Consider the following 26,358-nt stretch of genomic DNA (forward strand, 5'->3'; position numbering starts at 1 on the left):
TTATTTGGGGTTTATTAGCGATACAAGTCCAGTCCTCTTGGAAAGAGCGAAAATGATGAACTTTCACATAAAATGTTTGTTTTGATTAGATAAAAACGTAAAACTAAATCTTTATGAGAATACAGACAGGCCGGGGCACAATTCCCCTTATAACTCTGGTAGGGATATGGTCTATCTCCGCTTTAAATGCATTACCGGGTTTAGCGGTTTCTCCGATATTAGGGAAACTTTCCGTTATTTTTCCTCATTCTACGGAACTGGATATTCAGATGCTTTCCTCTTTGCCATCGTTATTGATAATTCCATTTATTATATTGTCGGGTAAATTAACGGAGAAAGTAAATGAGATACGTCTATTGCAATTAGGCTTGGTGATCTTTGCCCTAAGTGGTATTCTATACTTACTCTCTAATAAGATGTGGCAGTTGATAGCGGTGAGCGCCTTAATGGGAATCGGATCTGGCTTGATCGTACCCTTATCGACCGGTTTGATTTCTCGTTTCTTTATCGGGAAATACCGGACGAAGCAATTTGGTTTAAGTTCTGCTATTACAAATGTAACGTTGGTATTAGCCACGATCTTAACGGGATATCTGGCGGAGGTGAATTGGCATTTACCGTTTGCCGTTTATCTATTGCCCTTGATTTCCATCGTACTTTCCGTATACTTGAAAAGGAGTATGGAGAATGAGCCGGCGATCGTATCGAAATCAGAAGTGAAAGCCCCTGTTGCGGCAGATCCCGTCACGGTTCCGGGTAAATATGGTGTGGATATAAAGCATCTGGTACAAATCATGTGTTTTTATGGATTGGCTACGTATTTAGTGATTATAGTCAGCTTTAACTTACCGTTTTTAATGAAGGAATATAAGTTTACAAGCGGTAATTCCGGATTAATGATATCATTGTTTTTCTTGGCTATTATGGCTCCCGGTTTTATCTTGAATCAGATCGTTGATTTATTTAAGCAAAAGACAAAATTTGTCAGTCTATTGGCCATCGCTTTAGGGATGGCCTTGATTTTGATATCTCGTACGGAATGGCTAATTGGATTGGGATGTATTTTTATCGGTTTCGGATATGGTGTTATCCAGCCAATTGCTTATGATAAAACGACTCGTACGGCCATTCCTGAGAAAGTTACATTGGCATTAGCTTTCGTGATGGCGATGAATTATTTGGCGATATTACTTTGTCCGTTTATTATCGATTTCTTCCAGTCTATGCTCCATGTCAAGAGCCAGCAATTCGCGTTTATTTTTAATCTCTGTATTGCGCTGGTCGCTACGATCTGGGCTTATGTAAAACGAGACTCGTTCCTTTTCAACGATAAAATATGATTTACGAATATAAAACTAAAAAACGATAGACAGTGAAAAATAAGAAAACAGAAGCTAATATTAGCATGGTGGTCTCAAAAACTTTCAGTGGATTGAATATGAACGCCTTGAAATACTTGCTTCCCTTATGGATGAGCCCGTTGACGGGCGCTTCTTTCCGATGCGTGTTTGCGGCCGTGGCGTTTTGGGTGATCGGCTGGTTTATGAAACCGGAGGTTTCTACGACGAAAGATAAGGTGTGGCTATTTTTACTAGGCGCTATCGGTATCTATGGTTTTATGTTTCTTTATTTAGTGGGGCTTAGCAAGACAACGCCGGTCTCGAGTTCTATTTTCACGAGCTTGCAACCGATCTGGGTATTTTTGATTATGGTATTCTTTTATAAGGAAAAGGCTACTTGGATGAAAATACTCGGTATCTTGATTGGTTTATCCGGGGCCTTGGTTTGCATCTTGACCCAGCAAAGCGACGATTTAGCGGCGGACGCTTTTAATGGAAATATGCTATGCTTGGCTAGCTCCGTGTTTTATGCCGTGTATTTGGTCTTAAGCCAGCGGATCTTACAAAAAGTAGGGACGATGACGATGCTTCGATATACATTCACGGGCGCCGCTTTCTCCAGTCTATTGATTTTGCCGATAGAAGGCTTTCATGCTCCTTTATTCTCGGAGCCATTTCATTGGTGGCCTTTTGCCGTATTGATGTTTGTGCTTATTTTCCCTACGGTAATTAGTTATCTGTTGATTCCTATCGGATTGAAGTATTTGAAAACTACGTTGGTGGCTATTTATGGCTATCTGATCTTGATCGTGGCAACGATTACATCCCTATTGATCGGGCAAGACCGTTTCAGTTGGACACAGACGTTCGCCATTATCTGTATTTGCGTCGGGGTTTATCTGGTTGAGATAGCGGAAGGAAAAGAGAAAAAGACAGTCAAGGTTTGACTTATTAAATATGAACTATTAAATTGTAGCGTTATGGATAAAAAACAAGAAAAGAAAATCTGGAACTCTCAACCTGCGATTGAGAATCCGAAGAATGATAGGATCGCTGTTATTTACTCTGTAAAAGTTAGTAGTGTACGAATCCTAGAGAAACCTCGTAATCCGAAAAGAGGGAAGACCCGTTGACAATCATCATCCCCTATTCTATATATAAATATATGAATAGGGGATGACTGTCTATTTATTCTCCACTTCCATGCTCATGATATAATCGTTCATGAAATAGCCGTTTCCTATATGATGGTCCCGTGTGCCTATTTCCCGTAATCCCATATGTCTGTAGAAGCCTATGGCGGGATTGTAACGGTTTACGTATAATTCTATAGTGAAAGGCCCGGTATGTACCTCCTTCAAATAATTAATACCTTGTTCGATGATAAAACGCCCGATTCCCGTGCCATGCATTTCCGGTAGGGAATAGATCTTTTGAAAATTGTACGTGTTTTCACCTGTTTTCTCTATGGATAAATAGCCTGCCGGCATATCGTCCGCCAATATAATAAAATATTGATGATGTAACTCTTCCATTTGTTTAAGAATGTTATCCGGAGCGTACATCATATCGAACATATAATCCAATTGCTCTTTAGAAAGTATCTTTCCATACGTGTTCTCCCAAATGCGTGAGGCAAGGTCATGAATAAGAGAACGATCATCAATAGTCGCTTTTCTAATCGTAAACATGTTAATTTTGTATTTTGACTCACAAAGATACAAATAGACGAACAAAAATACAATATAGACGAATGTAAATAGAATTTTACTTGACTAGTGTTATTTTTTAGCTTGATTTCACACTTATTCTCATGTTAATCCGCGAAAAATAATAACTTTGTGGGCGTTTACTATTGAAAAATACAATTCAAATACATAATAGGAAATGGATACAAAGATTCAGGAACTAACAGACAAGATCTACAAGGAAGGTGTAGAGAAGGGGAACGAAGAAGCGGGGCGTATAATCGCCGAGGCCAATGCTCAAAAGGATACGATTCTTAAAGATGCGGAAGCGGAAGCGAAACGTATCGTAGCGGCTGCCGAGAAACAAGCTGCCGAGTTGAAGAAGAATACGGAAGCCGAATTGAAATTGTTCGCCACCCAGTCTGTCGAGGCATTAAAGAGCGAGGTGACAAACCTTATCACTGGTGATATCGCTAGTTCGAATGTGAAAGCGGCGTTGATGGATCCCGCCTATATGCAGAAAGTGATCCTCGAGCTTGTGAAAAGCTGGCCCGCTAATGAGTTCTTGACTATCCAAGCTTCTGATTCCGATGGCTTGAAGGCGTATTTTGAGGCCAATGCCAAAGGTTTGCTAGAGAAAGGGTATAAGATCGAGAAGGTAAGCGGAAAGAAAGCGTCTTTCTCTATTATCCCGGCGGATGGGTCTTATAAAGTGACGTTTGGCGAAGACGAGTTCATCGAGTTCTTTAAAGAGTTCTTGCGTCCGCAATTAGTAGAAATGCTGTTCTGATATGAGTAAGTATTACTACTTAATCTCCGGACTTCCTAACATAGCGTTGGATGATAGTAAACTAGCCTATTCGGTCTGTGAGTTCCGGACAGAAATAGAGGATATGCTATCTTCTAAGGACAAAAAGCTGATTGATTTATTTTATTTGAAATATGATAATATAAATCTGCTGGCTCACGCTAAAAGACCGGACTCCGATCCGGATCAAAGAGGAAGAATAACGTATGATGAGTTCAATACTTTATATAAAGCGTTGAAGGATGAGGAAAAAATTCCCAAAAATGATAATCTCCCGCCTTATTTCGTGCAATTCTTTAAACTGTATCTAGCCGAAGAGGCTAAGGACACCAAAAGCGAGAAAGAATATATATCATGGGAAGACCGCTTGGCTGCGTTATATTATGAATATGCCATGAAATGTGGGAATAAGTTCGTGGCCGATTGGTTCGAGCTTAACCTGAATATCAACAATGTTCTTACTGCGATCACTTGCCGTAAATATGGATTTGATAAGGCCAATTATATCGTGGGGCATAATGAGATAGCGGAAAATATCCGTACGTCGAACGCCCGTGATTTCGGCTTGGGCGATTCCGTGGAATATTTGCCCGAGTTACAACGCATCGCCGAAGAGACCGATCTGATCGTTCGTGAGAAGAAAATCGATCTTTTGAAATGGAAATGGCTGGACGATAATACCTTCTTCAAGACGTTCGACATAGAGAGTGTATTCGCTTATTTATTGAAATTGGAGATGATAGAGCGCTGGGTAACCTTGGATAAGGCGAGAGGCGAGAAGACTTTCCGTGAATTGGTAGGCGCCATGAAGATGGGTAGTGAGAATGCGTTGGAAGAATTTAAAAGAAACAATATAAAATAAATTATGGCTACGAAAGGAATTGTAAAAGGAATCGTATCCAACCTAGTAACCGTAGAGGTGGATGGTCCGGTTTCTCAGAATGAGATCTGTTACATTTCTGTCGGAGGCGTGAAGCTGATGTCGGAAGTAATCAAGGTGATAGGTAAGAATGCCTTTGTACAAGTATTTGAGAGCACACGTGGTATGCGTGTCGGCGACGAGGCTGAATTCCAAGGGCATATGTTGGAAGTTACGCTGGGTCCGGGTATGTTGTCCCGCAACTATGACGGTTTGCAGAATGACTTGGACAAGATGGAAGGTGTATTCTTGAAACGTGGCGATTATACGTTTGCGTTGGACAATGATAAGAAGTGGGACTTCAAGCCTCTGGCTAAAGCGGGCGATACCGTGAGCGCCGGTGATTGGCTGGGAGAGGTGGACGAGAATTTCCAACCTCATAAGATTATGGTCCCCTTTAAGTTCGAGGGATCTTATACTGTGAAATCGGTGGTTCCAGCCGGACAATATACCATCAATGATACGATGGCTGTCCTTACGGACGAAAATGGCACGGACGTAAACGTGACGATGATCCAGAAATGGCCGGTAAAGAAAGCCATCACTTGTTATAAGGAAAAGCCCCGTCCATTCAAATTGCTGGAGACGGGCGTTCGTACGATCGATACCGTGAACCCGATCGTTGAGGGTGGTACCGGATTTATCCCCGGTCCGTTCGGTACGGGCAAGACGGTGCTTCAGCACGCTATCTCTAAACAAGCGGAAGCGGATATCGTGATTATCGCCGCCTGCGGTGAGCGTGCGAATGAAGTAGTGGAGGTCTTTACGGAGTTTCCGGAATTGGTAGACCCGCATACGGGACGTAAATTGATGGAACGTACGATCATTATCGCCAATACATCCAACATGCCGGTAGCCGCTCGTGAGGCATCCGTATATACGGCGATGACCATCGCCGAGTATTATCGCAGCATGGGCTTGAAGGTTCTGTTGATGGCCGACTCTACTTCCCGCTGGGCACAGGCTTTGCGTGAGATGTCCAACCGTTTGGAGGAGTTGCCCGGACCGGATGCCTTCCCGATGGACTTGTCCGCTATCGTGGCGAACTTCTACGCTCGTGCGGGATTCGTCCATTTGAAAAACAACGCTACAGGTTCCGTCACTTTCATCGGTACGGTATCGCCGGCCGGTGGTAACTTGAAGGAGCCGGTGACCGAGAATACGAAGAAGGTGGCCCGTTGTTTCTATGCCTTGGAGCAGGAGCGTGCCGACCGTAAACGTTATCCGGCCGTAAACCCGATCGAGAGTTATTCCAAGTATATCGAGTATCCGGAGTTTCAGGAATACATCGCTAAACATATCTCCCCGGAATGGATCGAGAAAGTAAACGAGATCAAGACCCGTATGTTGCGTGGTAAGGAGATCTCCGAGCAAATCAATATCTTGGGTGATGATGGTGTGCCTGTCGAGTATCACGTTACATTCTGGAAGTCCGAGTTGATCGACTTCGTGATCTTGCAACAGGATGCTTTCGATGCCATCGATGCGGTTACTCCGTTGCAACGTCAGGAATTCATGCTGGATAGAGTCGTGAATGTTTGCCGTTCAGAGTTTAAGTTTGATACCTTCCTAGAGGTTATGGACTACTTTAAGAAGATGATCAACATCTTTAAGCAGATGAACTATTCGGAATATGAGAGTGACCAATTCAAGAAGTTTAATACGGAACTGGATGAACTTTTGAAGGAGAGAATCGAAAATTAAAAGAGTTATGGCAACAAAAGCATTTCAAAAAATATATACGAAGATTACCCAGATCACAAAAGCTACCTGTTCGCTGAAAGCAACGGGAGTTGGGTATGATGAGTTGGCCTCTGTAGACGGAAAGCTGGCTCAGGTGGTAAAGATTATCGGCGACGAGGTGACGTTGCAGGTATTCTCTGGAACGGAAGGTATCCGTACGAATGCCGAGGTGGTATTCATGGGGAAGGCCCCTTCCTTGAAAGTAGGTGACCAGTTAGCCGGACGTTTCTTCAACGCTTATGGCGAGCCTATCGATGGCGGCCCGATCCCCGAGGGACGTGAGGTCGAGATCGGTGGTCCGTCCGTGAACCCGGTACGTCGTAAACAACCCTCTGAATTAATCGCTACGGGTATCGCCGGTATCGACTTGAATAATACCTTGGTAACCGGTCAGAAGATCCCGTTCTTCGCCGACCCCGACCAGCCTTTCAACCAAGTTATGGCGATGGTAGCCTTGCGTGCAAAGTCCGATAAGATTATCTTGGGAGGTATGGGTATGACGAACGACGACTACCTGTTCTTTAAGAATACATTTAGTAACGCCGGTGCCCTAGACCGTATCGTTAGTTTTATCAACACGACCGAGGACCCGTCCGTAGAGCGTATCTTGATCCCGGATATGGCGTTGAGCGCCGCTGAGTATTTCGCCGTGGAGAAGAACGAGAAGGTCTTGGTATTGCTTACCGATATGACCAACTACGCCGATGCCTTGGCGATCGTATCAAACCGTATGGACCAGATCCCGTCTAAGGACTCTATGCCGGGTTCCTTGTATTCGGATTTGGCGAAGATTTACGAGAAAGCCGTTCAATTCCCGGCGGGAGGTTCCATCACGATTATCGCCGTAACGACCTTATCCGGTGGTGATATCACGCATGCCGTACCTGATAATACGGGTTATATCACGGAAGGTCAGTTGTATTTGCGTCGTGATAGCGATGTGGGTAAGGTCATCGTCGATCCGTTCCGAAGCTTGTCTCGTTTGAAACAGCTGGTAACCGGAAAGAAGACCCGTGAGGATCATCCACAGGTAATGAACGCCGCCGTACGCTTGTATGCCGATGCCGCCAACGCTAAGACCAAGCTGGAGAACGGTTTCGACTTGACCGACTACGACAACCGTACCTTGTCTTTCGCCAAGGATTATTCTTCTAAGCTGTTGGCTATCGACGTAAACTTGGATACGACGGAGATGCTGGACGTAGCTTGGGGATTGTTCGCTAGATATTTCAGCCCGGAGGAGGTAAATATCAAACAAGGATTGGTTGATAAGTACTGGAAGTAAATTAAATAAACATGGCAATAAAGTTTCAATATAATAAAACCTCTCTTCAGCAATTGGAAAAGCAACTGAAGATGCGTGAACGCTCCCTGCCTACGATCAAGAGCAAGGAGAGCGCTCTGCGTATCGAGGTGAAGCGGACCAAGGACGAAGTGAATAAATTGGAACTTCAGCTAGAACGAGAGATTCAGAGTTATGAGAATATGGTGGCTTTGTGGAACGAGTTCAATCCGGAGCTGATCTCCGTGAAGGACGTTACGCTCTCCACGAAGAAGATCGCCGGCGTGATCGTCCCGTTATTGGACGAGATCAAGTTCGAGATCGGACACTATAGTCTCTTTAATGCCCCCGCATGGTATACGGATGGTATCGAGTTGCTGAAAAAGCTGGCTCGTACCGGTATCGAGGCGGAGTTCTCGGGCATGAAGCTGGAGTTGTTGGAGCATGCTAGGAAAAAGACCACTCAGAAGGTGAACCTGTTTGAGAAGGTACAGATTCCGGGTTATAAGGATGCGATCCGTAAGGTGAAACGGTTTATGGAAGACGAGGAGAGTCTTTCTAAGTCCTCACAGAAGATCATGAGAGCCAATCAGGAGAAACGTAAGGCAAAAGAAGAAAAAGAGGAGGCCGAGGTATGATAGTAAAGATGAGTAAATATGCCTTTATGGTGTACCATAAGGAGTATGATACGTTCCTTTCTACGCTTCGTGACTTAGGTGTCGTCCATATCAAGGAGACAAACTCCGTGATGGATAACGAGAGGTTGCAAGAGCTTCTGGCTGAGCGTAAACAGATCAATACGCTGATGCGTTACTTTAAGAACCTCCATGCGGCGGAGAAAGACGTTAAGTTTGCCCCGGCCCGTGAGTTGACGAAAGAGGAAGGCTTGAAGTTGGTGCGTAAGATAGAGGAATTGCAAGATAAGAAAGCGCAATTGATCGCTTCCAAGCAATCGATCGAGAAGGATCTGGCTTATATGGAAATATGGGGTGAGTTCAGTTATCAGAATATCAACCGTCTGAAAAGAGCGGGATACGATGTTACGTTCTTTACCTGTCCTACTGCTAAGTACGAGCCGGAATGGGGCGTGCTGTATAACGCCATTCTGATCAATAATTTCCAATCGGTAACGTATTTTATCACGATTACCAAGGAAGGTACCTTGATCGATATAGACGCTGAACGTCCGAAGATGCCGGTTCAAGGATTGGCGAAGTTGCGTGCCCGTCTGGATCAACGTACCAAGGATATCCAGAATGTGGAGGATGAGCTGAAACATCGTGCCGTGGAGGATTATAAAACGTTGGAGGAATTCGATAAGAACCTGCAGGACGAGTTTAATCTTTCTAATGCGTTAGTGCAGACAGACCGGCAAGCGGGTGATAAGCTCATGTTGTTGGAAGGTTGGGTGCCGACGGAAAACGCTCCGGCCTTGGAGCACGAGCTGGATAAGCAAGGTTATTTCTTCCAGCAATTAGAGATCGAGGATGGGGATAAGGTGCCTATCAAGTTACGGAATAATAAATTCAGTAAGCTGTACGAGCCTATCACGAAGATGTTCTCCTTGCCTAATTACGGTGAACTTGATCCGACCCCGTTGTTCGCCCCGTTCTTTATGCTGTTCTTCGGACTTTGTTTCGGCGATGGCGGATACGGTTTGTTGGTCATGATCGCTTGTACGATCTTGAAGAAGAAGGTGAACCCGGACTTCAAGCCTTATTTGACCTTGTTCCAGTATTTAGGTTTCGCCGCCTTATTGGTGGGTACTTGTACGGGATCTTTCTTCGGAGTGGCCTTGGCGGATATCCCGGCTTTGTCAAAGATCAAGAACTACTTTGTGAATAGCGACAACTTGATGACATTCTCTATTGTCATCGGTTTGGTACAGATCATATTCGGTAAATGTGTCGCTGCTTACAAGATCAAGATACAGAAAGGAACGAAACACAGTATCGCTCCGTTCGCTTGGGTGTTCGTGATCATATCCTTGGCATTGGCGTTCGGACTTCCAATGTTGAACGTTCACTTGCCGAACGCTGTCGTTATGGTATGTTACGGAATCGCCATCTTGGGTCTGGTTGTCGCTTATCTGTACAATACACCGGGCAAGAACGTATTCTTGAACTTTGGTACCGGACTTTGGAACACGTACAATATGGCCTCCGGATTGCTGGGGGATACGTTATCATACATTCGTTTGTTCGCTATCGGTCTGACCGGTTCCATCTTGGGTGGCGTATTTAATACGTTGGCGGTTACGATGACAGACGGTATGAATATCGTGGCACGTGCGATCTGTATGTTGTTGATCTTGTTAGTGGGTCACTCCATCAATATCGCTCTTTGTACGATCAGCTCCTTGGTACACCCGCTTCGTTTGATCTTCGTGGAATATTACAAGAACGCAGAGTTCGAAGGTGGAGGTAAGGCTTATGAGCCATTCAGAAAAGCATAACAATTAAACGAGAAAATAAAACAATAAAAGAATAATTTAAAAACACATTTTATTATGGAACCAATTTTATTAGCTTATGTAGGTATTGCGTTGATGACAGGTTTAACTTTTATCGGCAGTAGTTATGGTGTTACGATCGCAGGTAATGCGGTGGTAGGTGCGATGAAGAAAAATCCGGATGCTCTGGGTACGTACATCGCTTTAAGTGCGTTGCCTTCTTCACAGGGTTTGTATGGATTCGTGGGCTACTTTATGATGCAGAAGTTCTTGGTCGCTGATATTTCCATGTTGGCCGCTACGGCTGTTTTCGGCGCTGGTTTAGTGTTAGGTTTCGCTGGTTTTTACTCTTCAATCCGCCAAGCTCAAGTTTGCGCGAATGGTATCGCTGGTGTTGGTGCCGGACACAACGTATTCGGTGCTACGATGGTAATGGCCGTATTCCCTGAGTTATACGCTATCTTGGCCTTATTGGTTGTGATCTTGATTGGCGGAACGATTCCTGTCGCCTAATCATTCAAACATCTGGATATAATAAAGGCCGTCCCGGACATTCCCGGGGCGGCTTTTTTGATTGGATCAATGAATAAACTATCTCTTTTAGTTTATTAACTATACGAATTAGTTTGGTAACTAAAAGTTTTAGTTACTTTGTCGCAAACAAGATAAGGTTATGAAACGACTTACGGCGAAAGAAGAAGAAATCATGGGCTGGTTCTGGCAGAAAGGCCCATTGTTCGTGAAGGAGCTACTTGAATATTACGAGGAGCCTAAACCTCATTTCAATACCCTTTCTACGATTGTCCGAGGCTTGGAGGAGAAAGGTTTCCTCGCCCATAAGAATTTCGGGAATAGCTATCAATATTATGCGGTCTTAACAGAAAAGGAGTATAGCAACGGCACGCTGAAAAATGTGATCGCTAAGTATTTCAATAATTCTTATCTGGGGGTTGTCTCTACGCTGATCAAGGAAGAGGATATCTCTGTGGATGATCTGCGAAAACTAATAGATGATGTAGAACAAGGGAATCGTAAATAAGAACGAATATGGGAATCTTCTTTGTATATATCCTTAAATCATCCGTGTGCTTGACGATATTTTATCTGTTTTATAAGCTATTGTTGAGCCGTGATACCTTCCATCGTTTCAACCGGATCGCTTTATTAAGCTTGATCATGCTTTCGGTTATCATCCCATTTTGTGAGATTACTTTGGAGGAAGCGACGGCCATTCAGCGTCCGGTCATGGATTTGGAGAATTTGCTAGCGGCGGTTTCCATGAGAACGTCGGCGGAATCCGCTAGCCAACCTGTATGGTTACGAGTTATGGTGATAGCCTATATAATCGGAGGGATATTAACGCTTTGTCAATTCGCATATTCATTTTATGCCTTGTTCCGGTTGATGAGACAAGGTACACCGAAGCTGGTGGACGGAATCCATCTGATTCTTATGGACCAACCAGTCGTCCCGTTCAGTTGGATGCGAACGATCGTAATAAGCCGGAAGGATTTTGAGGAAAGTGGGATAGAGATCATGACGCATGAGATGGCGCATATAAAAGCCCGTCATTCCATTGATCTGCTGATCTCCGAGATTTGTATCCTGTTCCATTGGTTCAACCCATCTGTCTGGTTGTTGAGACAGGAATTGCAAAATATCCATGAATACGAGGCCGACGAGAGCGTATTAAATCAAGGCGTCGACGCAAAAAGATATCAATTATTATTAATCAAAAAAGCTGTTGGTGCACAGCGCTTCACTTCTATGGCCAACAGCTTTAATCACAGTTCACTTAAAAAGCGAATAGCTATGATGTTAAAACAAAAATCAAGTCCATGGGCACGGTTGAAGTATCTGTATGTACTCCCGTTGGCAGCCTTAACGGTGGTAGCCTTTGCCCGTCCGGAAATCTCTCACGAATTGGAGAAGATTTCGAGTGTCAAAATTAGCGAAATTATTCCGGTTCAGGAAAAAAAAGAGCCTAAAAGAAATGTAGAGGTTGAGACCCTCGCAAGGGATTCGGTCGTTTTTGAAAAAGATATGCAAGCGATACAGGAAAAGGTCTCGGCCGTGATGGAGAAATACCAGCCGGAGATTGACAAGGCGGTTGAAGAGGCTGTGAATGCGGCGAATATCGACGAGATAGTTTCTGCGGAAATGGCGAAACACCAAGCTGAGATCGACAAGGCTGTGCAAGCGGCGATAGAGGCAGCCAAGATAGATGAGACTATTGCCGCCGAAATGGAGAAGATCCAACCGGAGATCAATCGAACCATAGAGGAGGCCATGAAAGCCATAGATATCAATGAGAAGGCTGCTAAGGAGGCATCAAAGGTAAAATCCTCTTTCTCCGGTATTGTTTACATCGATGGAGTGGAATCATCTAAAGAGAGGATGGACAATTTGAATCCCGATCGTATTGCGTCTATGAATGTGTACAAAGGAAACGAGGCGATCGCTAAATTTGGAGAGAAAGGTCGTAATGGTGTTATCGAGATAAAATTGAAGAAATAACTTTAGTCTTCCCCCTTTACTATTCTCATTCGTGAGATAGGGTAAAGGGGATCTCTTTTTAAATACATTTGTTCATTCATTTACAAAACAGTATTTAAAATAGGGATATGGATGAGAAAGGATTTGTAGAAGGTATGAGGGAGTATATAGCCCAGTTGAATCGAGAAAAGCGATATTCCTCGGCTAAGAGTTATCAAGACGCATTAAACTCCTTTATAAGGTATAGCGGAACCGACTGTATAGCTTACTCGGCTATTAATAAGGATAATCTTCGCCGGTACGAGGCTTATTTATTGGAGAACGGCTGTATGCGCAATACGATTTCCACTTATATGCGGCGTTTGCGTTGTATCTATAACAAAGCGGTGGAGAACGGTAAGGCGGAATTTATTCCCACTTTATTCAAGGGGATTTTTACGGGTGTGGAAAGTAAGCGTAAGAAGTCCTTGCCTATCGAGGATTTACACCGTCTGATGACAGTCCCGGTGGAGGATGGGAAGCAGAGAAAGACACAGTTGGCGCTTTGCTTGATGTTTCTGTTTGGGGGTATGTCTTTCGTTGACTTTGCCCACTTGAAGACCGGTAATATCAAAAACGGTATATTAGATTACAACCGTCAGAAGACCGGGACACCGATGAGACTGGAGATCTTGGAGACAGCCGAGACAATGTATAAGGAATTGTCAGGAGAGAAAGTGCGAGATTCCGGATATTTATTTCCCTTTCTGAGTGGCACCAGAGAGGGGCGTGAGGAATACCTCGAATACAATGCGGCACTATTTCGATTTAACCGGAATTTAAAAGCGTTGAAAGAATTTGCGGGAATTACCTCGGATGTCACCTCTTATACGATTCGCCATTCTTTTGCCATGACATTAAAAGAACAAAATGTCCCGATTGAAATGATCAGCGAACTATTGGGGCATAAATCTATCAAGACAACACAAATTTATTTAAGGAGTTTCTCTTTAGGGAAAATGACAGAGGTTAATAGCGCCTGCTTTGGCGGTGTCTATAATTATGAATCTCAAGCGGGGTGAGGCTACTTGGAGAGTAGCGTATTCTTTCACGGCGCAAATGTAATAAAAAATAGCTAAAAACAAGCGAATAGATCCGCTTGTTTGTTCATTATTGGTGTTTGACCCTCTCTATTCTTTGATTTTTCCATTTTTTCCTAGACGTATAGACACGGTGATGCGGGCGAAACGACTCCTTGTTTTCGGTATCATTCCGCCATGTCTCATAACCTGTGTGTATCCCTGTAGAGATGGGGCGTGCCCCGTCTCATCCCTTCAAAATGGTATTTAAAATTACTCCCAGACGGTGGGAGACGGAGCACGCTCCGTCTCTACAACCGGGTAATAACCATTCTCCTACCTTTTTACGCTACTCTCCAAGTAGCCTAAGATTTCAAGAGATGGTAATTTTCAGTAATGCCATATTTGAGAATATAAAACGCTGTTTATCAAGATGATATAAATGATTCTTGGTAGGGCTCTGAATTGCCGTGGGGTCTGTTTTCGGGCCATGGGATAACCACTAGAAAAGATAATCATAGAGATGGATATATTGACAAGCAAGTGCTCGGATAGGTTCATGGCGCATGTTCGTAAGCGACGTGACCAAGAGGTCGTCCGCTGGTACGTGCTCACGCTTCCTACCGCCGGTGGCGGGCGTGACAAGATCAGCCCCGCGAAGGGGCTGGACGTTGAGCTTTCCCGCCGCGAGCGTCGTGGGGAGGCCTTGTTCGAGTATTTCTCCCCCTCGTATGTCGAGGCGAGGAAGGTGGGCGGCAAGATGGTCAACACGAAACGGCCCCTGCTGTACAACTACGTGTTCATCCACGCCTCGGAGAACGAGATCTTTAGTCTGAAGCGTACGCTTCCCCTGTACAATTTCCTACCCCGGGTTTCCTCGGGTGGACAGTCTTACTTTCCCTACCTCTCGGATCGTGAGATGGAGACCTTACGTTGGGTCGCGGCGTCTTACTCCAACGAGCTTCCGGTGTACGTGCCTGATAGCGGCCACCTGTTGAAAGGCGACCGTGTGCGTATCACCTCCGGTCCGTTTGCCGACATGGAGGCCGAGGTGGTGGTACAGCCGGGCGGTGGCCATAAGGACGTGATGGTGCGTATCCTCGATTGCATGTGGGTTCCCTTGTTCGAGGTGAGAGCTGGGGAGTATGAGTTGATCGAGCTGAACACGGGGGGCAAGCACGTCTATACCCATTTGGACAACGACCGTCTGTCGGAAGGCTTGCACGGAGCCTTGGGGCGTTACCATTCGTCCGGCAGCGTAGTGGAGGAGGATGCCTGTCTGGCCCGTGAGGTCCTGCGTGGCTACGCCTCTCTCCGTGCTGAGACCGACGTGATCCGTTGCAAGCTTTACTCGTTGCTCCTTCCTGCCTATAAGCTTTTGGGCGAGGAGGATGAGTTCGATCGTTTGCGCTCCACGATGCGCAGCATGCTCCCCGTGATAAAAGCGCCGCAATCCCGTGCCTTGTTGCTGGTCACGCTGTACGGCTGTACGGACAGCAGCCTCTATCAGCGCATGGCGCACGAGTTGGTTGACCCTTGGATGGAGGAGGCCTCGCCCAAGAAGAGCAAGTCCGTGTTGATACGTCGTTTACGTGATTACGACCGTTGGCTCGGACACGGGATCAGTTGATAAGTAAAAGTTGTGCATAGCGATAAATGAAAGATATGAGAAAAGAGAGAGAGACGTGCGAGGTTCCTTCCGGCCTCCGGTTGATGAACCTGTTGCGTGAGCATTTGACAGAGATCATGGATCGTGAGCGTGCGAACCAAAACTCAATACACCTGTATTGTACGGGGGCTTACTGGGTGGCTTTTGAGTGTTCGGCCTATCAGTTGTATCGTGCATTTCCGGATAGCGAGACCATGCCGTTGCGCCTGTTCGCCTACCCGTTCCCGATCGTGATGGTGTCCGTTACGGATCGCTCGCTCCGCTCGTACGCCCGCAAACATATCTTGAGAAGAGACGAGTCGGATTACAAGCTATTGACCGTCCCCGGATTTTCCTTGGCAGACTACCGTGAATGGCACGCCGGCGAGGTGGAGGGACTACCTTTATTAAGTGAGAGAGTATGAGTGCTGAAAAAAAGAAAACTACACCATTCGGAAAAAGTGAGGGAGCGGAACCGGAGCGATTCATCCCGGATGGGATGGGTATGTTCCAACGTAATGTAAAACGTATAGGGGATTGTGCGCTGGCGTTTTTGGCCTTGATCGTATTCTCCCCGCTGTTTTTACTTTGTTATATCGCCGTAAAACGGGAGGATGGAGGCCCGGCGATCTTTAGGCAAGAGCGTATCGGTCGTTTCGGTCGCCCGTTCAACATCTATAAGTTCCGTAGTATGCGTCTGGACGCTGAGAAATTCGGTCCGGCCCTTTACAAGGGTGGGGCAGATCCCCGGATGACCCGTGTCGGAAAATTCCTTCGGGTACATCACTTGGACGAGTTGCCCCAGTTATGGAATGTTTTTGTGGGCGACATGTCCTTTATCGGTCCCCGTCCGGAGCGCCAGTTCTATATCGACCAGATCATGGAGCGTGATCCCCGTTACCGTTACCTCTACCAGATCCGTCCGGGGGTGACCTCTTACGCCACGCTCTACAATGGGTATACGGACACGGTCGATAAGATGCTCCGCCGCTTGCGTTACGACCTGTTCTATCTGGAGCATCGCTCTTGGCTGTTCGATTTCAAGATATTGGTGAAGACCTTCTTGAATATAGCGTTCGGTAAGAAATTCTGATATTTCTGTAATATCTTGTGGTAAAACTTTGTTTGTAAGATAATATAGCTATCTTTGCCTAATAACATAAAAAACGAAACCTCTATGGATAACAAAAAAAAAGAAATGAGACCAGTGTCTGTCTTTCAAAAGATATTGGAAGACAAACGAATTATTCGAGAATGTATTCAAAAGGGAGGTGATATAAAAGAAATAGCACGACAACGTGGAATCAAGTTTGCCACTCCCTTATGATATAGTAGAGGAAAGTGATTGGAATTATTCATTTAAGACTAAGCATGGCATTGTTTATCATGCTTATTTTATAGATTTTTCAATATACCATCCGACATTTGATAATGTCTATACTTTTAATATAGAGCCGGAGTCGGATAGACCTCATTCGATAGATAATCGTATAGCGATGACCATAGTCTCGTTATTACGGATATTCTTCTCAAGGAACGACCATGCGATGATAATGGTTTGTGATAATTTAGATGGCAAAGAAAAAAAGCGCAGATTGTTGTTCTCTAAATGGTATTCTGTTTATAATGATGGAAGCATCATAAAATACGATGCTTCCACCCAAATAGATGATTACCTGCTTTACGTTTCTATTTATTTAAATAAAAATAATTCGAAACGTAATGTTTTAGTTCAAGCCTTCTATGAATTAGTAAAGAATAATTTATATCCAATAGATGAATGACGACTATTTTTTGTGGAGGCATAGTATGGCTTTCATAAGGTTTCATACTCCTTCCTTGCGTCAAAGCAAGGGCAAGACTTCTTTATATAGGGGCTAAGCTGGTAATGCCCTAGAATACGTGCCTCCGGGTAGTCCCTTCGTAATTGCCGTAGCAGATCCATCAAGGTACAGCGCTGGGCGTAGGTCCGGGTATCGGCCGGACGGCCCTGTTCGTCGAGTCCTCCCTCGTAACATATACCGATACTTTTGTCGTTCCATCCGGCTGCGTGCGCCCCGATCTGGTTGACCGGCCGGCAGCGGTGTAATTTCCCGTCCCGTGTGATATAGAAATGATAGCCGATATCGGCGAATCCCCGTGCCTTGTGCGATGAACGGAGCGCCTCCACGGGAAAATCCCTGTCATATCGTGTGGCCGAGCAATGAATTACAAGGAGTCTGACCTCCCTGTAATTCTGGTAGAAACAATAAGCCTTACCCATGATAATTGAAAATTGAAAATTAGAGAATACAGGATTGGATGCCAAGTGCCCCTGCGATGGAGGTAGCTACGGCGATGATCACTTTGATAATGGTACTCCAGACAGATTTCTTCATGATAATTAATAATGAATGATGAATAATTAATAATGAATAGTGAATAATGATATCCCGGCTGATATAAGAGGAAAGCTTGGCTTTCCTTCGGACGGCCTCAGCGGACGGGCGTCAAGCGAAGAGACCGTAGCGAGCGCCCGGAGCATCCCTGTCTGAGCGAAGCGAGTTGGGATGCGACAGCGAGCGTAGGTCTCGAAGTAGCCCGTCCGCTGAGGCCTTGACCTTTTGGTTACTTTTGGGTCAAGCCAAAAGTGACACTAGATCTCATCAGGCGACTCAGAATCGGAACCGCCCCCTTCCTCCACCGGCGTCCCGAGTATCGTCACCTTGAGCAACGAAGTCTTCTCGCCCAGCAGCTCCACCTTGTAGCCTTTCTGCAGGTTCTTGATGACATACCGCTGATAACGATCCAATACGTTCAATACGTCACCCTTCGTGAGCGAGGATTCCTCGGCGATCTGGTCGGCCGCGTCTTGTGTGGATAGGGTACCGAAATAATAGGGAACCGGCTTGTACACCTCCTGCTTGGGATCCGTCTTGGGGATAAAAAACTTTCGTGCTTGAAATGCTTGTGGCATGGTAATTGAAAATTAAAAGTTGATAATAGAAAATTAATTGTTTGTTGATCAACGTTACAAAGATAGGTGCCGCCGTAAGGGGCGGTGATGCCGGGTGATACCTTAGGGAATGAATAATGAATAATTAATAATTAACAATGAATAATGGTAGCCAATGGCCGCCGGACTACGCTGCCCATCGTAAGCCCCTTTGGATAGGCATTGTAAGACTCTTTGAATGGGCATTGTAAGGGGCCTTGGATGGGCGTTCTAGTTGATAGTTGACAAGTGACAGTTAATTCACCGCTGTGCGCAACTGCCACTTGTCACCTGTCAACTAATTTACGGTTCTCCGAGGTAGTGGATGATCAACCCCACCTGTCGTGGCGTGAATATACGTTGCTCGGGGCGGTAGCCCGTCTCCCGCAGCTTGTCGTACAGCTCCGTGCATCGGATGATCCAGCGGCGTAGACGGTTGCAGGCTTGATGGGAGGCCAGTTCCGGGAAATAGGATGCCGCCAGTGCGGACTTTCTTAATGGTAAGGACATTTGATTTATTGTTTATGGATTATGAATCTGGGAAAATGAAACTTGTGAACTTGCAAACTTGCGGTCGGTTCCATACCTCACACACATACATGTACATTATAAAGGGGATTGGGGTGTCTGGCGTTGTTTGGCCGTGAATATATATTCACCCCGTGCGTTCTTTTGGATCACGCCCTTTTCCAGCATACGCCGTAAGTGAGAATCTAGGGTATCGGTACCCATGCCGATCCTCTTTGCCTCATGAAGCGCCTCTTGGCGGTTGAAGGCGAGGGGGAGGGCATCGAATAGCGCCTCTTGAGGAGTAGGTTCCCGTTGTTGCACGTCGGTGGCGGGCAGGATAGACAGGATATGGCAAGCGTGCCGGTAAAGAGGCTCGGTGAGGTTGAGCACGGCCTCGAAATCAGCCTCTGTCGCTGTCAGGTCCAGTTTCGGTACGATACCGTCTCGGACATTCTCTTCCGGTATGTCATCGGAAGGGGAGAGACCGGGGCATTTGAAAATGGAGAATTGAGAATTGAAAATTGTTTTGTGTGGCGGGAGGAGTTTTTCCGTGGCTCGTAGCAGGGCCACCACGCTTAGGATTCGGCAGATGTTGATGGCGATACGTGCCACGGTGCTTCTCATGGCTCCCCCATGCGTGAAACCCGCATGGCCGAAAAGTTGCGCGAAACGTTCGTTGAAACGGATTTTTTGCTCTTCGGACAGCTTGAGCTGAATGAGATTCACGGAAGCGCCGAGCCACTCGATGAACGTCTTCCACTGTTTGCCCCATCCGGTGAACCGGGAATCATAATCCTCATCGGACAGGTCGAACTGGTTTACCCATTCGGTGATGGAGGGCATATAGTAAAACATCTGGCGTGAGAACAATCCGTTCTCGGCCGAGGGAATGAGCGGTTTCACCTGTGCCGGTGTCCCGCTTAACAAGACACTGAGAAAAGATTTCATACATTCCAGATACTCATGATTCATACGCCGGTTAAAGGCTAGTCGGTCATGATCGTAGCATTTGCGCAAGGTATCGCTCCAATGGCCGTAATCCGTGCCGATAGCGGTGCTGACGGTATCCGCCTCGGTCTCGCAGATCAGCCCCACGCCGTCCGCCTCTATCAGATTCTCCAATACGCCCGTTCCGGAATTATCGCCGGCGATCAGGAACATCTTAGGCCTTGGCTCTTCCGGCTCAGGGGTTTTCGCCCGCTCCTTGCCTAGGGAACCCCACCGTGCCTTCTCCAGCCGGTATTCCTTGCGTAGGGATTTGAATTCCTCCATCATTGCCTCGTGGATCGGTTCGGCTAGGTGGCGTACCCAAGTGAGCGCCCCCTTTCCCGAGGCGGGAGGCGCCACGATGAAGGTTTGCAGGCAGGGATAATGGTATTTACGTCCGTAGAGTATGCGCAAGTGCTTGTTGAGGGTAGCGCCTAGTACGGTGACGGCACCTAGCAGCAGGATATCCCGTTGCGCCGGGGAGTCACCGCAGTCGATGAGCTGGTTCAAGAAAGGGGGCCAATCATAGTTTCCGAAGACGGGCATATTAATGTACGCCTCATGTGCGCAGGTGTGTGTGAGAGGATGAGAGGGCTGCAAGTTTGCAAGTTCGCAAGTTTCGGGTTGTTTCCCGGCGTAGCTCCGGGCGGTACCGGCCAGTTGCTTGTCGAGTTTCACGCCGGCGGTCTCTGCCCAGTGATAGACAGACCCGATTCCGTTTCGTCCGTTACCCCCTTTGAGGGCGTGGTCGAAGAGTCTGTCCGCCTCGTCGGACACATACTTTTCCGAGATACGGCAGATGCGATGGAACAACGACCGTCCCGCCTCGCCGCAATCGTTGGCGATAGCGAAGGCCAGCGGCATATACTCTTGATAGGTGGGAGCGACGTTCGCCCCCTGTTTCTCGATAGCGGCCACGAGCCGCTCTAAATCTTGAATAGTGTTCATGGTAATATATAATTTTCAATTTTCATTTCTCAATTTTCAATTGCCACGATTTCTCAGCTTGGCTAAAGAGTCGTGGCAGAGGAAGCAAGCCCTTGACAAGTCGGCGTTTGAGGTATCGGCTTTCAGTCCGTATCTCCACTCAAGGTATTCCCAAGCCGATCGTCGTGCCTCGTCGAAGGCCCACTCGATCGTGGCGGTAACGGACAAACGATAAGGCACGAAGAGCTTTACGCCTGTGTTACTGGGGCTGATGAAGGCGAGGTCGGGGCGTAGCCGCTCGTCGGCGAACAGCGTGTCTCGCCACGTACAAGCCTCCTCGGGCGAGGCGAGATGATCGATATCGATAACCAGTTCACCCGAGGGAAAAAGCAACCGGTCCTCCTTTCGGTAGGAGAATACCCCGGCGGGCGTGACATAGGGCAGGAGGCTTTGCTTCAACTGCCTGAACCGTTTCTCGTCGTCCAGTGCGACACGTGTGCGGTCCGTCCGTTCCCGTAGCCATTCATTGGTGCTGACGTAGGTGTACAATTGGTCGATACTGACCACTCCGTTTGGCACTTGATTGGTAATCGGAGCGTTGTAAAAAGACATGATGGATTCTTTCATTGTGTTTGTTTTTTAATAAGGTTTAAACAATGATGATCCAAGGCTTTCGCTTCGGATCGCAGGTAAAGATATAGCCTTTGAATTTGTGGGTGGCGCACTCATGGGTGCGCCAATTTAAGAGTATTATAACCTATTTTAATGTTTCTTCAAGGTCTTAGCGTTTCACCATGGAGAGATTTCCCCCTTGAGACGTAATGATCGAACCGCAAAGCTCGGATCTGAACCCTTGGATTCGTGTGGCGTCCTTCGAGGTATGCCTCATCTTGGATCGTTGGGGTCTGTCCTCCGTGCGAGACGCTTCCGTGTTCTTGGGTATCAGCCGCCACACACTGTCGAAGTTGAGTCCAAGCCATCCGGATGGCAGTCTGCGGCTGGAATCACTAGACCGTGTCTACGCCACCTTCCTCCACTTGGTGTCCTTCCATTTCCCGGAGAAGGAGCGTGAGCCCGAGCGAAATGAACTCCGATGTTCCCGCAGCCGGATACTGGAGCTGAGCTATCCGCTATCGGGGAAGGTGCGGGAGAGGGTGGAGAAAGAGAGGGGGATTTGTGATTGATGGTTGATGGTTTGCCGGAAATGTGTTATATCTGTAGTGTGGAATTGTTCAAAATAAAAAGGATGAAAGATTCTTGTAAAACATACATAAGATCGTTTTCCTTGCAAGGATTATGGGGGCATAAAAATGTGGACTGGTTGAATGTTAATCCCGATGTCAATGTGCTGGTTGGAATTAATGGCAGTGGAAAGACTACATTGATGAATATCATGTATGCTTATTATACCAATGATACGAAAGAACTAAGAAAGTATAAATATCAGGAGATTCAGGGTGTACCTCTTAATACGGAAACTTATCCGTTAGTCTATCTTCGCACATTCGACACTCCTATAGCCGATAAGCGCAAATCAGAAAGTCCATTAATGCAAGAACTGAATACTTTCATCAAGCTGGAGACGTGCTTCATCTGGAACAATTATCTTCCGGAGAGAAACAATTGTTGCTGATTTTGCTGAAAGTATTTTTATTAGACAAGAAACCGGCTATCATATTTATGGATGAACTTGAAATTTCATTACATATTAGGTGGCAAAGAGAGATAATAGATAGGATGCGTCAGATAAATCCTTTCTGTCAAATCATCATTGCTACCCATTCACCAAGCATGTTTGGAACAGGATGGGGGGATAAAGTTGTTTATATGGAGGATATAATAAAGTAAACGCAGCAAGAAAAAGCAAGGTTGATGATAATACAGCAAGAATGCAGTCTATTAAGTGGTTAGGTGTTTAACTCATAATACTGCATAAGCTGAAAAAGGAGGTCCGCTAAAAGCTGCGAAAGACTTCAGTTCCCATATCGTTACTGATATAACAGGAACAAGAAACGGCACAATAGATTCTATTTCAGTAATTTGCACAGTTTTTCATACCTGAGGACAACTCGCTTGATATTAACTTTGTAACGATCAAAAAAGTATGAAAACGAGTATGAGCAGATCGACTTTCAAAATCCTCTTCTACGTGAAGAAGGGCAGCGAGAGAGCCAACGGCTATCTCCCCCTAATGTGCCGTCTTACGGTGGACGGCGAAATCAAGCAGTTCAGCTGCAAGCTGGACGTGCCCCCGAAACTTTGGGACGTGAAAACGGCACGTGCCACGGGCAAGAGCGCCGAGGCGCAGAAAATCAATGCGGCGGTTGACCGGATACGCGTGGACGTGAACCGCCGTTACCAGGAACTGATGCAGTCCGACGGCTATGTCACCGCCGCCAGGCTGAGGGACGCCTGCCTCGGGCTGGGCGTGAAACGCGAGACGCTACTGAAGCTCTTCGAGCAGCACAACGAGGAGTTCATCAAGAAAGTGGGACACAGCCGCGTGCAGGGAACATACAACCGCTACCGTACCATATACAGGCACCTTTGCGAGTTCGTCCCGAAAGTATACCGCCGTGACGACATCCCCCTGAAGGAACTCAACCTGACCTTCATCAACAACTTCGAGTATTTCCTGCGTACGGAGAAGAAATGCCGCACCAATACCGTATGGGGTTACATGATCGGGCTCAAGCACGTCATCTCCATCGCCCGCAACAGCGGTGCGCTTCCCTTCAACCCCTTCGCCGGGTACATCAATTCCCCCGAGAGCGTTGACCGGGGCTACCTGACGGAGCGTGAGATACAGACACTGATGGAGACCCCGGTGAAAAGCGGGACCTGCGAACTGGTACGCGACCTCTTCATCTTCTCCGTGTTCACCGGACTGGCATACGCGGACGTGAAGGCACTGACGACCGACCGGCTCCAGACCTTCTTCGACGGCAACCTCTGGATCATCACCCGCCGTCGCAAGACAAACACCGAGTCCAACATCCGCCTGCTGGACGTGCCCAAGCGCATCATAGAGAAGTATAAGGGGCTGTCCAAGGACGGTCATGTATTTCCGGTACCGAGCAACGGCAGATGCAACACCATATTGAAGGAACTTGGCAGGCAGTGCGGTTTCAAGATACGGCTGACCTATCATGTTGCCCGGCATACGAACGCCACCACCGTGCTGCTCTCGCACGGTGTACCCATCGAGACCGTAAGCCGTCTTTTGGGGCATACGGATTTGAAAACCACCCAGATATATGCCCGAATAACCAACCAGAAGATCAGCAGCGACATGGAAATCCTGTCCCATAAGCTGGAAAAGATGGAGAAGGAAATATGCGATGCCATCTGAGGAAATGGTATTTATGAAACGGACGATTTTCCCCTTCCTCATCAAAGTTCGTCCGTCCCTGCGGGACTCCGCGTTTTCCCTTCGGTTTCCGGCAGAAAATTTCCGCATGGTGAAATTTTCTGCCAGAAAAACGCTCCGAAAGCGCAGGGACGGACGTAAGAGGGATTCAGAAGGCGAAAACTGCGACCGACGTAGTGCATGTGCGACAAGGAAAAGAACTGTCCGGGAGCCCCTTTTCATGCCGTACCCCGGCATGAGACCGCTTTCCTCTCCGGCTGTGGTGAAGGCTCTCCTGCTCCCTCTGCATTGCATATGCGGGTTGTTTTGCCCATATCCACGTGCCGGTATTGCCTGCCATTTCCTTGGTAGAAACGGCTTGTCGCAACGGGCGGCGTGACACAGACTTTTCCGGATATGGAGGAACATTCCGGAAAAAAGAGTGGAAGACGGGTTATTATTTGGCTGTATAACAACAAAGTTGTATTTTTGCAAAAAATAATATTATGGCTATAACTATCAAGAACATTCCGGTTTTGGAGGGCGTTACGGCGGAAGATTTCGTACGCAGTGCAGACAAGAACGCCGCAAAGGTAACACCTCGGTTATCAGTGGAGGCAAAGAAACGGTTGCGAAAAGTATTGGAGAAATCCCGTTCATTCCGGTTCAATTAACAGCAATGGACGGTATTTCTTTATATGATGATTGTGTCATGCTTGCCTATAACAAGGAAGTACGGAGGAATTGCCTTCCTTTCACTTGTGGCGAGAATGACCTTGATGATTTTTTTCTCAATGATGCCGATCTGTATGCGGATGAACTCCTTGGGAAAACATATTGTTGGGTGACGACTGAAATCCCGCATCGTATTGTGGCCTTGTTTACCTTGTCCAATGACAGTATCAAGACCAGATTAATATCCCCCAATGATAAAAATAGGCTGCAACGCAATATTGTAAATCCTAAACGTGGACGCAGCTATCCGGCCGTGCTGATAGGAAGACTGGGGGTCAACTTGGAATATCAGGGTACATCAAGCCACGTAGGACGGCAACTGATGGCTTTCATAAAAGACTGGTTCCGTCATGAGGACAACAAGACAGGCTGCCGTTTTATCGTGGTGGATGCATACAATGAGGAAAAGATTCTCAGGTATTATGAAAGAAACGGTTTCGTTCCACTCTATAAAACAGACGTGATAGAAAAGCAATATTATGATATTCCGCAAGATGAACCTTTGAAAACCCGTTTGCTGTATTTTGATTTGAAAAAGGACTGACATAATAATATATCAGTAAAATCCTTTAGGGTGACAACGGGTTCCAAAGACGGGCTGTCGCTACGATTACCTGCCATATGGCACCGGCCGTTTTCTTGATGGCGGGCGGTGGATTTCATGGGCAGCCAATCCGGAATGACAAGTAATGCCGCACCTGTGGCATAAATATAGAGCATTATTTTGAAGGCGGAGACTTTGTCCGGTTCTTCTTTTTTCAAGGTTTTCCGTCGGATGTCTTCAAGTTTTCCACACTTGTTTTAGAATAGTTCGCATTATCAGCAGATTGCGAGTTTCAGTCTGCCGTTCCGATTCTCTTTATCGCATCGTAGCATGTCGTTGATATATTCCAAATACTTATCCATGAATAGGTGACTTATAATTTTGTCTCAGGCAAATATCGAGACACATTCCCGAATGAGGTCTTCCATGATTTTAAAAGACTCCGTATTTCGGAAGGAACAACGTACACATACAATTTCTCCGGAACGGCCGACCTTCCTGTCACTTCCCTGTAATCCTCCCCAAAATCAACACCGCCGTATAAACTGCATGAAAGCCCGGGTACGCTTCCTGTTTCCAATCCCATATCTGCTCCTTCCGCAATATCACGTATTGCCGTTCTCATTTCATATCCTTGAATATTTCTCCAAACATACTGAAGACAGAAAAGCTGCATGGAATTTTAAATTCTCATCGGACAGACAATAGATAGAAGGAAGTAATCCGTCATCCTCATTTCTTGCGGCAAAAATAGTTGTTTTTCAGGCCGGTCCCGCAAGGCGGCCCTTCGGGCTGGTTGCTCGTGAAAAAATCTTCCTCACGCTTCGCGTGAGTGTATTTTTTCACGGCAAGCCTTGCCGGAGACCGCCGAAAAACAAACTGGAGGAAGCACAAGAAA

General features: G+C 46.4%; 32 protein-coding genes and 1 pseudogene. 25 read left to right on the forward strand and 8 right to left on the reverse strand.

Features of this window, described 5'->3' with window-relative positions:
* The first annotated feature begins 113 nt into the window (after window positions 1-113).
* The 3 genes from ACYIA1_RS05350 to ACYIA1_RS05360 are packed head-to-tail and all read left to right on the forward strand — an operon-like array spanning window position 114 to window position 2,473.
* On the forward strand, window positions 114-1,340 hold the full coding sequence (locus tag ACYIA1_RS05350; protein ID WP_122144245.1) for an MFS transporter: 1,227 nt from the start codon (window positions 114-116) through the stop codon (window positions 1,338-1,340).
* Between the two features lie 32 nt (window positions 1,341-1,372).
* Window positions 1,373-2,287 (forward strand): DMT family transporter, encoded by a 915-nt coding sequence (locus ACYIA1_RS05355; protein WP_270646309.1) that lies wholly within the window; start codon window positions 1,373-1,375, stop codon window positions 2,285-2,287.
* A 33-nt stretch (window positions 2,288-2,320) separates the two neighbouring features.
* On the forward strand, window positions 2,321-2,473 hold the full coding sequence (locus ACYIA1_RS05360; RefSeq protein ID WP_270646308.1) for a hypothetical protein: 153 nt from the start codon (window positions 2,321-2,323) through the stop codon (window positions 2,471-2,473).
* 51 nt (window positions 2,474-2,524) lie between these two features.
* Here ACYIA1_RS05360 and ACYIA1_RS05365 read toward each other — a convergent pair whose 3' ends face one another.
* On the reverse strand, window positions 2,525-3,031 hold the full coding sequence (locus tag ACYIA1_RS05365; RefSeq protein ID WP_005862768.1) for a GNAT family N-acetyltransferase: 507 nt from the start codon (window positions 3,029-3,031) through the stop codon (window positions 2,525-2,527).
* Window positions 3,032-3,227: 196 nt separating this feature from the next.
* On the opposite strand from ACYIA1_RS05365, the gene ACYIA1_RS05370 reads away from it, so the two are divergent.
* The 15 genes from ACYIA1_RS05370 (at window position 3,228) to ACYIA1_RS05440 (ending at window position 17,218) form a co-directional block, all read left to right on the forward strand.
* Window positions 3,228-3,818, forward strand: coding sequence for a hypothetical protein (locus ACYIA1_RS05370; protein ID WP_005857375.1), 591 nt, complete (start codon window positions 3,228-3,230; stop codon window positions 3,816-3,818).
* 1 nt (window position 3,819) lies between these two features.
* Complete coding sequence (locus ACYIA1_RS05375) at window positions 3,820-4,698, forward strand: DUF2764 domain-containing protein (RefSeq protein ID WP_009017298.1); 879 nt, start codon at window positions 3,820-3,822, stop codon at window positions 4,696-4,698.
* A 3-nt stretch (window positions 4,699-4,701) separates the two neighbouring features.
* Entirely contained in the window at window positions 4,702-6,459 is a 1,758-nt protein-coding gene (locus tag ACYIA1_RS05380) for a V-type ATP synthase subunit A (RefSeq protein WP_057328316.1), read from the forward strand.
* Window positions 6,460-6,466: 7 nt separating this feature from the next.
* Window positions 6,467-7,783, forward strand: coding sequence for a V-type ATP synthase subunit B (locus ACYIA1_RS05385; RefSeq protein WP_005857368.1), 1,317 nt, complete (start codon window positions 6,467-6,469; stop codon window positions 7,781-7,783).
* 11 nt (window positions 7,784-7,794) lie between these two features.
* Complete coding sequence (locus ACYIA1_RS05390) at window positions 7,795-8,418, forward strand: V-type ATP synthase subunit D (protein ID WP_005857366.1); 624 nt, start codon at window positions 7,795-7,797, stop codon at window positions 8,416-8,418.
* Window positions 8,415-10,235: a V-type ATP synthase subunit I gene (locus tag ACYIA1_RS05395; RefSeq protein ID WP_005857364.1), complete on the forward strand. Its 1,821-nt coding sequence runs from the start codon at window positions 8,415-8,417 to the stop codon at window positions 10,233-10,235. The genes ACYIA1_RS05390 and ACYIA1_RS05395 overlap by 4 nt, the downstream gene beginning before the upstream one ends.
* Before the next feature lie 54 nt (window positions 10,236-10,289).
* Window positions 10,290-10,745 (forward strand): hypothetical protein, encoded by a 456-nt coding sequence (locus tag ACYIA1_RS05400; protein WP_005857362.1) that lies wholly within the window; start codon window positions 10,290-10,292, stop codon window positions 10,743-10,745.
* Window positions 10,746-10,905: 160 nt separating this feature from the next.
* Window positions 10,906-11,271, forward strand: coding sequence for a BlaI/MecI/CopY family transcriptional regulator (locus ACYIA1_RS05405; RefSeq protein WP_005857360.1), 366 nt, complete (start codon window positions 10,906-10,908; stop codon window positions 11,269-11,271).
* Window positions 11,272-11,279: 8 nt separating this feature from the next.
* Window positions 11,280-12,749 (forward strand): M56 family metallopeptidase, encoded by a 1,470-nt coding sequence (locus ACYIA1_RS05410; RefSeq protein ID WP_196009507.1) that lies wholly within the window; start codon window positions 11,280-11,282, stop codon window positions 12,747-12,749.
* Window positions 12,750-12,856: 107 nt separating this feature from the next.
* The gene (locus tag ACYIA1_RS05415; RefSeq protein ID WP_005857356.1) at window positions 12,857-13,789 is read left to right on the forward strand and encodes a tyrosine-type recombinase/integrase; all 933 of its coding nucleotides are present in this window, start codon (window positions 12,857-12,859) and stop codon (window positions 13,787-13,789) included.
* A gap of 520 nt (window positions 13,790-14,309) precedes the next feature.
* Window positions 14,310-15,416, forward strand: coding sequence for a transcription termination/antitermination protein NusG (nusG, locus tag ACYIA1_RS05420; protein ID WP_480334626.1), 1,107 nt, complete (start codon window positions 14,310-14,312; stop codon window positions 15,414-15,416).
* A 35-nt stretch (window positions 15,417-15,451) separates the two neighbouring features.
* On the forward strand, window positions 15,452-15,859 hold the full coding sequence (locus tag ACYIA1_RS05425; RefSeq protein ID WP_048928459.1) for a hypothetical protein: 408 nt from the start codon (window positions 15,452-15,454) through the stop codon (window positions 15,857-15,859).
* Complete coding sequence (locus ACYIA1_RS05430) at window positions 15,856-16,527, forward strand: sugar transferase (protein WP_005857350.1); 672 nt, start codon at window positions 15,856-15,858, stop codon at window positions 16,525-16,527. The genes ACYIA1_RS05425 and ACYIA1_RS05430 overlap by 4 nt, the downstream gene beginning before the upstream one ends.
* Before the next feature lie 84 nt (window positions 16,528-16,611).
* Window positions 16,612-16,761, forward strand: a complete 150-nt coding sequence (locus ACYIA1_RS05435) for a hypothetical protein (protein ID WP_005862749.1) — start codon at window positions 16,612-16,614, stop codon at window positions 16,759-16,761.
* Window positions 16,733-17,218, forward strand: a complete 486-nt coding sequence (locus ACYIA1_RS05440; RefSeq protein ID WP_048928433.1) for a DUF6169 family protein — start codon at window positions 16,733-16,735, stop codon at window positions 17,216-17,218. The genes ACYIA1_RS05435 and ACYIA1_RS05440 overlap by 29 nt, the downstream gene beginning before the upstream one ends.
* A 32-nt stretch (window positions 17,219-17,250) precedes the next feature.
* Here the strand turns inward: ACYIA1_RS05440 and ACYIA1_RS05445 are convergent, their stop codons facing one another.
* The 6 genes from ACYIA1_RS05445 to ACYIA1_RS05470 form a co-directional block, all read right to left on the reverse strand.
* On the reverse strand, window positions 17,251-17,697 hold the full coding sequence (locus ACYIA1_RS05445) for an N-acetylmuramoyl-L-alanine amidase (protein ID WP_057326510.1): 447 nt from the start codon (window positions 17,695-17,697) through the stop codon (window positions 17,251-17,253).
* Between the two features lie 19 nt (window positions 17,698-17,716).
* The gene (locus ACYIA1_RS05450) at window positions 17,717-17,812 is read right to left on the reverse strand and encodes a smalltalk protein (RefSeq protein ID WP_480334630.1); all 96 of its coding nucleotides are present in this window, start codon (window positions 17,810-17,812) and stop codon (window positions 17,717-17,719) included.
* A 257-nt stretch (window positions 17,813-18,069) separates the two neighbouring features.
* Entirely contained in the window at window positions 18,070-18,390 is a 321-nt protein-coding gene (locus tag ACYIA1_RS05455; protein WP_480334632.1) for an HU family DNA-binding protein, read from the reverse strand.
* Between the two features lie 321 nt (window positions 18,391-18,711).
* A complete protein-coding gene (locus ACYIA1_RS05460; protein ID WP_005857347.1) occupies window positions 18,712-18,918 on the reverse strand; it encodes a DUF4248 domain-containing protein in 207 nt (68 codons plus the stop codon).
* 96 nt (window positions 18,919-19,014) lie between these two features.
* Window positions 19,015-20,853, reverse strand: coding sequence for a DUF3987 domain-containing protein (locus ACYIA1_RS05465; protein ID WP_122378630.1), 1,839 nt, complete (start codon window positions 20,851-20,853; stop codon window positions 19,015-19,017).
* 36 nt (window positions 20,854-20,889) lie between these two features.
* A complete protein-coding gene (locus ACYIA1_RS05470) occupies window positions 20,890-21,459 on the reverse strand; it encodes a BT4734/BF3469 family protein (RefSeq protein WP_211737952.1) in 570 nt (189 codons plus the stop codon).
* 194 nt (window positions 21,460-21,653) lie between these two features.
* Here ACYIA1_RS05470 and ACYIA1_RS05475 point away from each other — a divergent pair, with 194 nt between their 5' ends.
* From ACYIA1_RS05475 to ACYIA1_RS05505, 7 genes and pseudogenes are all read left to right on the forward strand, one after another.
* Entirely contained in the window at window positions 21,654-22,016 is a 363-nt protein-coding gene (locus ACYIA1_RS05475; RefSeq protein WP_480334635.1) for a hypothetical protein, read from the forward strand.
* Between the two features lie 62 nt (window positions 22,017-22,078).
* Window positions 22,079-22,465, forward strand: coding sequence for an AAA family ATPase (locus tag ACYIA1_RS05480; RefSeq protein WP_157304490.1), 387 nt, complete (start codon window positions 22,079-22,081; stop codon window positions 22,463-22,465).
* Window positions 22,417-22,680: an AAA family ATPase gene (locus ACYIA1_RS05485; protein WP_157304492.1), complete on the forward strand. Its 264-nt coding sequence runs from the start codon at window positions 22,417-22,419 to the stop codon at window positions 22,678-22,680. The genes ACYIA1_RS05480 and ACYIA1_RS05485 overlap by 49 nt, the downstream gene beginning before the upstream one ends.
* 256 nt (window positions 22,681-22,936) lie before the next feature.
* Window positions 22,937-24,184, forward strand: coding sequence for a site-specific integrase (locus tag ACYIA1_RS05490; RefSeq protein ID WP_005835714.1), 1,248 nt, complete (start codon window positions 22,937-22,939; stop codon window positions 24,182-24,184).
* A pseudogene (locus ACYIA1_RS05495) lies at window positions 24,174-24,654 on the forward strand (hypothetical protein). The gene ACYIA1_RS05490 and the pseudogene ACYIA1_RS05495 overlap by 11 nt, the downstream one beginning before the upstream one ends.
* A 33-nt stretch (window positions 24,655-24,687) precedes the next feature.
* A complete protein-coding gene (locus ACYIA1_RS05500) occupies window positions 24,688-24,855 on the forward strand; it encodes a hypothetical protein (RefSeq protein WP_004295314.1) in 168 nt (55 codons plus the stop codon).
* A gap of 5 nt (window positions 24,856-24,860) precedes the next feature.
* Window positions 24,861-25,460, forward strand: a complete 600-nt coding sequence (locus tag ACYIA1_RS05505) for a GNAT family N-acetyltransferase (RefSeq protein ID WP_004295313.1) — start codon at window positions 24,861-24,863, stop codon at window positions 25,458-25,460.
* A gap of 373 nt (window positions 25,461-25,833) precedes the next feature.
* Here ACYIA1_RS05505 and ACYIA1_RS05510 read toward each other — a convergent pair whose 3' ends face one another.
* The gene (locus tag ACYIA1_RS05510; protein WP_237471067.1) at window positions 25,834-26,085 is read right to left on the reverse strand and encodes a hypothetical protein; all 252 of its coding nucleotides are present in this window, start codon (window positions 26,083-26,085) and stop codon (window positions 25,834-25,836) included.
* Window positions 26,086-26,358 lie beyond the last annotated feature (273 nt).

This window comes from Parabacteroides sp. KHUB-02 (assembly GCF_056640955.1).

What these genes read in the sequence shown, in the direction of transcription:
- ACYIA1_RS05380 (WP_057328316.1), top strand. Translation starts at nt 4,702, where the DNA reads ATGGCTACGAAAGGAATTGTAAAAGGAATCGTATCCAACCTAGTAACC.
- ACYIA1_RS05405 (WP_005857360.1), top strand. Translation starts at nt 10,906, where the DNA reads ATGAAACGACTTACGGCGAAAGAAGAAGAAATCATGGGCTGGTTCTGG.
- nusG (WP_480334626.1), top strand. Translation starts at nt 14,310, where the DNA reads ATGGATATATTGACAAGCAAGTGCTCGGATAGGTTCATGGCGCATGTT.
- ACYIA1_RS05390 (WP_005857366.1), top strand. Translation starts at nt 7,795, where the DNA reads ATGGCAATAAAGTTTCAATATAATAAAACCTCTCTTCAGCAATTGGAA.
- ACYIA1_RS05510 (WP_237471067.1), bottom strand. Translation starts at nt 26,085, where the DNA reads ATGAGAACGGCAATACGTGATATTGCGGAAGGAGCAGATATGGGATTG.
- ACYIA1_RS05365 (WP_005862768.1), bottom strand. Translation starts at nt 3,031, where the DNA reads ATGTTTACGATTAGAAAAGCGACTATTGATGATCGTTCTCTTATTCAT.
- ACYIA1_RS05430 (WP_005857350.1), top strand. Translation starts at nt 15,856, where the DNA reads ATGAGTGCTGAAAAAAAGAAAACTACACCATTCGGAAAAAGTGAGGGA.
- ACYIA1_RS05500 (WP_004295314.1), top strand. Translation starts at nt 24,688, where the DNA reads ATGGCTATAACTATCAAGAACATTCCGGTTTTGGAGGGCGTTACGGCG.
- ACYIA1_RS05490 (WP_005835714.1), top strand. Translation starts at nt 22,937, where the DNA reads ATGAAAACGAGTATGAGCAGATCGACTTTCAAAATCCTCTTCTACGTG.
- ACYIA1_RS05465 (WP_122378630.1), bottom strand. Translation starts at nt 20,853, where the DNA reads ATGAACACTATTCAAGATTTAGAGCGGCTCGTGGCCGCTATCGAGAAA.
- ACYIA1_RS05505 (WP_004295313.1), top strand. Translation starts at nt 24,861, where the DNA reads ATGGACGGTATTTCTTTATATGATGATTGTGTCATGCTTGCCTATAAC.
- ACYIA1_RS05450 (WP_480334630.1), bottom strand. Translation starts at nt 17,812, where the DNA reads ATGAAGAAATCTGTCTGGAGTACCATTATCAAAGTGATCATCGCCGTA.
- ACYIA1_RS05400 (WP_005857362.1), top strand. Translation starts at nt 10,290, where the DNA reads ATGGAACCAATTTTATTAGCTTATGTAGGTATTGCGTTGATGACAGGT.
- ACYIA1_RS05360 (WP_270646308.1), top strand. Translation starts at nt 2,321, where the DNA reads ATGGATAAAAAACAAGAAAAGAAAATCTGGAACTCTCAACCTGCGATT.
- ACYIA1_RS05470 (WP_211737952.1), bottom strand. Translation starts at nt 21,459, where the DNA reads ATGAAAGAATCCATCATGTCTTTTTACAACGCTCCGATTACCAATCAA.
- ACYIA1_RS05455 (WP_480334632.1), bottom strand. Translation starts at nt 18,390, where the DNA reads ATGCCACAAGCATTTCAAGCACGAAAGTTTTTTATCCCCAAGACGGAT.
- ACYIA1_RS05375 (WP_009017298.1), top strand. Translation starts at nt 3,820, where the DNA reads ATGAGTAAGTATTACTACTTAATCTCCGGACTTCCTAACATAGCGTTG.
- ACYIA1_RS05475 (WP_480334635.1), top strand. Translation starts at nt 21,654, where the DNA reads ATGATCGAACCGCAAAGCTCGGATCTGAACCCTTGGATTCGTGTGGCG.
- ACYIA1_RS05385 (WP_005857368.1), top strand. Translation starts at nt 6,467, where the DNA reads ATGGCAACAAAAGCATTTCAAAAAATATATACGAAGATTACCCAGATC.
- ACYIA1_RS05410 (WP_196009507.1), top strand. Translation starts at nt 11,280, where the DNA reads ATGGGAATCTTCTTTGTATATATCCTTAAATCATCCGTGTGCTTGACG.
- ACYIA1_RS05445 (WP_057326510.1), bottom strand. Translation starts at nt 17,697, where the DNA reads ATGGGTAAGGCTTATTGTTTCTACCAGAATTACAGGGAGGTCAGACTC.
- ACYIA1_RS05460 (WP_005857347.1), bottom strand. Translation starts at nt 18,918, where the DNA reads ATGTCCTTACCATTAAGAAAGTCCGCACTGGCGGCATCCTATTTCCCG.
- ACYIA1_RS05435 (WP_005862749.1), top strand. Translation starts at nt 16,612, where the DNA reads ATGGATAACAAAAAAAAAGAAATGAGACCAGTGTCTGTCTTTCAAAAG.
- ACYIA1_RS05425 (WP_048928459.1), top strand. Translation starts at nt 15,452, where the DNA reads ATGAGAAAAGAGAGAGAGACGTGCGAGGTTCCTTCCGGCCTCCGGTTG.
- ACYIA1_RS05350 (WP_122144245.1), top strand. Translation starts at nt 114, where the DNA reads ATGAGAATACAGACAGGCCGGGGCACAATTCCCCTTATAACTCTGGTA.
- ACYIA1_RS05480 (WP_157304490.1), top strand. Translation starts at nt 22,079, where the DNA reads ATGAAAGATTCTTGTAAAACATACATAAGATCGTTTTCCTTGCAAGGA.
- ACYIA1_RS05395 (WP_005857364.1), top strand. Translation starts at nt 8,415, where the DNA reads ATGATAGTAAAGATGAGTAAATATGCCTTTATGGTGTACCATAAGGAG.
- ACYIA1_RS05415 (WP_005857356.1), top strand. Translation starts at nt 12,857, where the DNA reads ATGGATGAGAAAGGATTTGTAGAAGGTATGAGGGAGTATATAGCCCAG.
- ACYIA1_RS05370 (WP_005857375.1), top strand. Translation starts at nt 3,228, where the DNA reads ATGGATACAAAGATTCAGGAACTAACAGACAAGATCTACAAGGAAGGT.